Here is a 6231-nt window from a genome sequence, read left to right on the forward strand (position 1 = left end):
CCTGGCCCCCCACCCAAAACCACACCCGACGCGCCGGCATCTCCTCATTCGGCATCAGCGGCACCAACGCCCACATCATCCTCACCGAACCCCCCACCACACCGACCACGCCCGGAACCGACCCGGGGGACGACACATCCACCCCCTTGTGGGTGTTGTCCGGCCGTACCGAACCGGCGCTGCGCGCCCAGGCCACGGCACTCGTCGACGCGCTGGACTCCCTCGACGACGTGTCCGCCCGCGACCTCGGCCGCGCCCTGGCCACCACCCGTACCGCCCTCGAGCACCGCGCGGCCGTCACCGCCGAGGACCGCGCCGACGCCGTCGCGGCGCTGGCCGCCCTCGGCCGCGGCGAACCGCACTCCGCCCTGGCTCTCGGCACGGCACACCCCGACGACGGCCTCGCCTACCTCTTCACCGGGCAGGGCAGTCAACGCACCGGCATGGGACGCGAGTTGTACGAGACCGAGCCGGTCTTCGCCGCCGCCCTCGACGCGGTGTGCGGCGAACTCGACGCCTGCCGCGGCTCCGTACCCGGCACACCGCCGATCCGCGAGGTGATGTTCCACGACGCCGAGGCACTGGACCGGACCGAGAACACACAGAGCGCTCTCTTCGCCCTCCAGGTGGCGCTGTTCAGGCTGCTGGAGCACCGGGGTCTGGCACCGGACGCCGTACTCGGCCACTCCGTCGGCGAGTTCGCCGCCGCACACGTCGCCGGGATCCTCACCCTGCCCGACGCCTGTGCCCTGGTCACCGCGCGCGGTCGGCTCATGCAGGCCCTGCCGCCCGGCGGCACGATGGCCGCCGTCCAGGCGTCGCAGGACGAGGTCCGCGCGCTGCTGGAAGGCCGCGAGCACGAGGTGAGCATCGCCGCCGTCAACGGCCCCACGGCCGTCGTCGTCTCCGGTGACGTCGAGGCCGTCGAGCAGGTCGCCGCCACGTTCGCCGCCGCCGGCCGCAAGACGCGTCGACTGGTCGTCAGTCACGCCTTCCACTCGCACCGCATGGACGGGATGCTCGACGCGTTCGCCGCCGTCACCGCGGGGATCCGGTACGCGGAGCCACGCATCCCCATGGTGTCCACCGTCACCGGTCGGCCCGTCGACGTCACCGCCGACTACTGGGTCCGGCAAGTGCGCCGGGAAGTACGGATGTCCGACGGCCTGACCGCACTCCACGACCTCGGGATCCGTACCTTCCTCGAACTCGGCCCGGACGGTGTGCTGTCGGCTCTGGGCCGGGACTGTCTGGACGACGACACACTGGCGTTCGTCCCGGTGCTGCGCCGCGACCGGCCCGAGCGCCGCACCCTGGCGGCCGCACTCGGCGCCCTGCACGTCCGCGGCCGAAGCCCGGACTGGCACGCCGTGTTCGGCCCGGGACGGACGCCCGGGCTGCCCACGTACGCCTTCCAGCGGGAGCGCTACTGGCTGACCGCGCACGGCACCGAAGGACCGGTCGGCCACCCGTTGCTCGGCCCCGCCGTCGAACTCGCCGAAACCGGACAGGTCGCGTTGACCGCCCGGCTCAGCCGCCGTACCCACCCCTGGCTCGCCGACCACGCCGTCCTCGGCTCGGTCCTGCTGCCCGGCACCGCCTTCCTCGAGCTCGCCGCCCACGCGGGCTCGCAGACCGGTACGCCGCATGTCGCCGAACTCACCCTGGTCGCCCCCCTGGCGCTCCCCGAGGAGGGCCGCACCGAGGTGCAGGTCGTCGTGGCCGCCCCCGGCGACGACGGTCAGCGCGCGCTGACCGTGCACGCCCGCACCGAGACGCCGGACGGCACCACCGAGCCGTGGACCCTGCACGCCACCGGCGCCCTCGCCCCGCGCGGCAAAACCTCCACGACCGCCGCGGGCCGGCCCGCCGCAGGGGCCGAGGCCCTCCCCATGGACGGCTGCTACGACGAACTGGCCGCCGCGGGCTACGCCTACGGCCCGGTCTTCCGGGGCCTGCGCGCCAGGTGGCGGCACGGCACGGACCTGCACGCCGAGACAGCTCTGCCGCCGTCCGTCACCGACGCCGCGTCCTACGGGCTGCACCCGGCGCTGCTCGACGCGGCACTGCACCCGATCGTCATGGCCGCGCTGGACGACGGCGGCCGCCGGCTGCTGCCCTTCTCCTGGCGCGGCGTGACCGTCCACCAGCCCGGCGCCCGTACCGCCCGGGTCCTGATCACCACCACCGGACCGGACGCGGTGTCGCTGACGCTGCTGGACGAGTCCCGGGCAGTGATCGCCGAGGTCGAGGAACTGGTGCTGCGCCCGGTGAGTGACGACGTGGCCGTCCCGCGGTCGCTCCACCACCTGGCCTGGAAACCGGTCACGGCGGGCCGGGAACCGTCGCCGTCGGCCGCCGTCCTCGGCTCCGCCGACCTGGACGTCGGCCCGCGGTACGCCGACCTCGCAGCCCTGAGCCACTCCCTCGACGCGGGACTCCCCGTCCCCGCGGTGGTCTTCGCACCGCTCACGGACCCCGCGAACGGTGCGACGGCCGACGCCCGGCCCCCCGTGCACCGCGCGCTCGCTCTGCTCCAGGCGTGGCTGGCCGACGACCGGCTCGCCGACTCCCGACTGGTGCTCGTCACCCGGGCAGCCGTGGCCACGGCACCGGACGCCGACGTGGATCCCGACGGCGCGGCCGTATGGGGTCTGGCACGCTCTGCGCTGACCGAGAACCCCGGGCGGGTCGGGCTGCTGGACGTGGAGTCGGCGGCCGACTGCCGTACCGCCCTGCCACTGATCGGCGCGGAGCCGCAGCTCGCGGTACGGGACGGGTCGTCGCTGGTGCCCAGGCTGGGCCGGGCGACGGCCGGCAGTGCCCTGGTCCCCCCTGCCGGGGTGGCCGCCTGGCGGCTGACGGTGCGCGACCGCGGGACCTTGGACCACCTGGCGCTCGAGCCCTGCCCGGAAGCCCTGGCCCCGCTGGCCGACGGCGAGATACGCATCGCGGTGCGCGCCGCGGGCGTCAACTTCCGTGACGTACTGAACACCCTCGGTCTCTACCCCGGCGACCCCGGTCTGCTCGGCCTCGAAGGGGCCGGTGTGGTCACCGAGGTCGGGCCCGGCGTCACCGGCCTCGGCGTCGGCGACAGGGTCATGGGCCTGTTCTCCGGGGCGTTCGGCCCGGTGGCCGTCGCCGATCAGCGGCGGGTCGCCACCGTACCCGACGACTGGACGTACGCTCAGGCGGCGTCCGCGCCCATCGTGTTCCTGACCGCCTACCACGCCCTGGTCGGCCTTGCCGGGCTGAGCGCGGGCGAGCGCGTCCTGATCCACGCCGCCGCGGGCGGGGTCGGTATGGCCGCCGTCCAACTGGCCCGGCATCTGGGGGCGGAGGTCTACGGAACGGCGGGCCCCGGCAAGTGGGACGCCCTGCGTCCCCTCGGCCTGGGCGGGGTGAACCTGGCGTCGTCGCGCACCCTGGACTTCGAGACGGCGTTCGGCGCGGCCACCGAAGGCCGCGGCATGGACGTCGTACTGAACTCCCTCTCCGGTGAGTTCGTGGACGCCTCCCTGAGGTTGCTGCCGCGCGGGGGGCGCTTCGTGGAGATGGGCAAGACCGATCTGCGCGCCCCGGAGCTGGTCGCGGCGGACCACCCCGGGGTGGACTACCACTTCTTCGACCTGCTCCAGGAGCCGGCCGAACGGATCAGTGAACTGCTCACGGCTGTCCTGCGGTTGCTGTCGACGGGGGCACTGGCCCCGCTGCCGCTCAGCACCTGGGACGTCCGCCGGGCGCCGGAGGCCTTCCGCCACGTCAGCCAGGCCCGGCACATCGGCAAGGTCGTCCTCACCCTGCCCGCGGCCCTCGACCCGGACGGTACGGTCCTGGTCACCGGCGCCACCGGTGCCCTCGGCGGTCTGGTCGCGCGACACCTGGTGACCGAGCACGGGGCCCGCCGTCTGCTGCTGGTCGGCCGCCGCGGCCCGGACGCGCCGGGTGCCGCGGAACTCGCGTCGGAGCTCACCGAGCTGGGCGCCGAGGTCTCCCTGGCCGCCTGTGACGCGTCCGACCGCGACGCGCTCGCACGGCTGTTGACCGGTGTGCGGCTCACCGCCGTCGTCCATGCCGCAGGGGTGCTCGACGACGGCGTCATCACCGCGCTCTCCCCCGAACGCCTCGACACGGTGCTCGCCGCCAAGGCCACCGCGGCCCGTAACCTGCACGAGCTGACCGTGGACCAGGACCTCGCGGCCTTCGTCCTCTTCTCCTCGGTCATGGGTGTCATCGGTGGCGCCGGTCAGGGCAACTACGCCGCCGCCAACGCCTACCTGGACGCCCTGGCCCAGCACCGCAAGGCACAGCGCCTCCCCGCGCTCTCCCTCGCCTGGGGCATGTGGGCGGACACCGCGGGAAGGCCGGGCGCCGCCGGGATGGCGGGCTCTCTGTCCAGCGCCGACCAGGGACGGATCGCCAGAACCGGTCTCTCCCCCATCGACCGGGCGGAGGGCCTGGCCCTGCTCGACGCGGCGCTGCGGATGGACACCGCCGTGCTCGTGCCCGCTCCCCTCGACCGTGCCGCGCTCGGTGCATTGGGGGCGCAACTGCCCCACGTGCTACGGGACCTGGCCCCGGCCGCACCACGACCGGCCCGGGCGCCGGCCACCGCCGCGGCCCCGGCGACCGAGACCTTGCGCGACCGGCTCGCCGCGCTGAGCCCGGCCGAGCAGGAGGAACTGCTGCTGGATCTCGTCCGGGTGCAGACCGCGGTCGTGCTCGGCCGGAACTCCGCGGCCGACATTCCAGCAGACCGGCCTTTCAAGGACATGGGCTACGACTCGCTCACTCTCGTGGAACTACGCAACAGGCTGCAGACCAGCGTCGATCTGCGGCTGCCCGCCACCCTCCTCTTCAGCTGCCCGACCCCGCTGGCGGTCGTGGCCCATCTGCACGCCGAACTGGCACCGGCCGACGTGGAGTCCGCCGGTTCCACCGACACGAGGACCGTACCGGGCCTGGTCGAACTCGACCGGTTGGAAGCGGCGCTCGCCGAACTGCCGGGTGACACCGAGGACGACGTCAGAGCCGGGATCGTCCAACGACTCCAGGCACTGGTGGCCCGTGTACCGGCTCAGCGGACCCAGACCGACGGCAACGATCTGACCTCACGGGTCGAGTCGGCGTCGGTCGACGAACTCCTCGCGTTCATCGACTCCGAACTCTGACCCCACGACCGCATCGCCCGGACCCTCACCCTGATCATCCTGTTCGCCGCACGCGGCACGTTCGGGCACGTCTCACGGGCAGTCATGCCCGGACCGCGCACGCACAGCTTCACGACGCCTACGGGGGCATCATCACCATGTCAACACCGGACAACGACAAACTGGTCGAATACCTCAAGCGCCTCACCGTCGACCTCCACCAGTCCCGTCAGCGGGTCCGCGAACTGGAGTCGGGCGCCGACGATCCGATCGTGATCGTCGGCATGGGGTGCCGTTTCCCGGGTGGGGTGGACTCGCCGGAGGCGCTGTGGCAGGTCGTCGCCGAGCAGCGCGACGTGATCTCGGGCTTCCCGGCGGACCGTGGCTGGGACCTCGACGGCCTCTACCACCCCGACCCGGACCACTCCGGAACCTCCTACGTGCGGCACGGCGGGTTCCTCCACGAGGCAGCCGAGTTCGATCCCGAGTTCTTCGGGATCTCGCCGCGCGAGGCGCTGGCGATGGACCCGCAGCAGCGGCTGCTGCTGGAGGTGTCCTGGGAGGCCCTGGAGCGGGCCGGCATCGCGCCCGGATCGCTGCACGGCAGCGACACCGGCGTCTTCCTGGGCGCGATCGCCCAGGAGTACGGTCCGCGGCTGGGTGAGGCGGGTGCCGGAGCCGCCGGGTTCGGACTGACCGGAACGACGTCGAGTGTCGCCTCGGGCCGGGTCGCCTACACCCTCGGATTACAGGGCCCGGCACTGACCGTGGACACCGCGTGCTCCTCGTCACTGGTCGCACTGCACCTGGCGATACGCGCCCTGCGCTCGGGCGAGTGCTCACTCGCCCTCGCCGGCGGCGTCACGGTGATGTCGACACCGGGCATCTACGTCGAGTTCTCCCGCCAGCGGGGACTCGCGCCCGACGGCCGCTGCAAATCCTTCTCCGCCGACGCCGACGGCACCGCCTGGGCCGAGGGCGCAGGCGTACTCGTCGTCGAACGCCTCTCCGACGCCCAACGCCTGGGACACCGCATACTCGCCGTCCTCGCCGGCTCCGCCGTCAACCAGGACGGCGCCTC

The 6231-nt window shown here is 73.4% G+C and carries 3 protein-coding genes and 1 pseudogene; 3 read left to right on the forward strand and 1 reads right to left on the reverse strand.

Going from position 1 to position 6231, the window contains the following annotated elements; genetic code table 11:
* Positions 1 to 5171 (forward strand): SDR family NAD(P)-dependent oxidoreductase (locus KUM38_RS39360; protein ID WP_254398470.1); only part of this gene is annotated, 5171 nt, incomplete at its 5' end.
* Positions 5172 to 5308: 137 nt separating this feature from the next.
* Positions 5309 to 5365: pseudogene (locus KUM38_RS43920) on the forward strand (polyketide synthase docking domain-containing protein); the annotation flags it as partial.
* Positions 5366 to 5379: 14 nt separating this feature from the next.
* On the opposite strand, the gene KUM38_RS43925 reads toward KUM38_RS43920, so the two are convergent.
* On the reverse strand, positions 5380 to 5511 hold the full coding sequence (locus KUM38_RS43925) for a hypothetical protein (protein ID WP_374227132.1): 132 nt from the start codon (positions 5509 to 5511) through the stop codon (positions 5380 to 5382).
* On the opposite strand from KUM38_RS43925, the gene KUM38_RS39365 reads away from it, so the two are divergent.
* A partial coding sequence (locus KUM38_RS39365; protein ID WP_374227133.1) for a beta-ketoacyl synthase N-terminal-like domain-containing protein occupies positions 5459 to 6231 on the forward strand: 773 nt, incomplete at its 3' end. The two genes, KUM38_RS43925 and KUM38_RS39365, sit on opposite strands and share 53 nt — an antisense overlap.

The sequence above is a fragment of the Streptomyces sp. AC558_RSS880 genome, assembly GCF_019049255.1.
GTDB lineage: Bacteria > Actinomycetota > Actinomycetes > Streptomycetales > Streptomycetaceae > Streptomyces.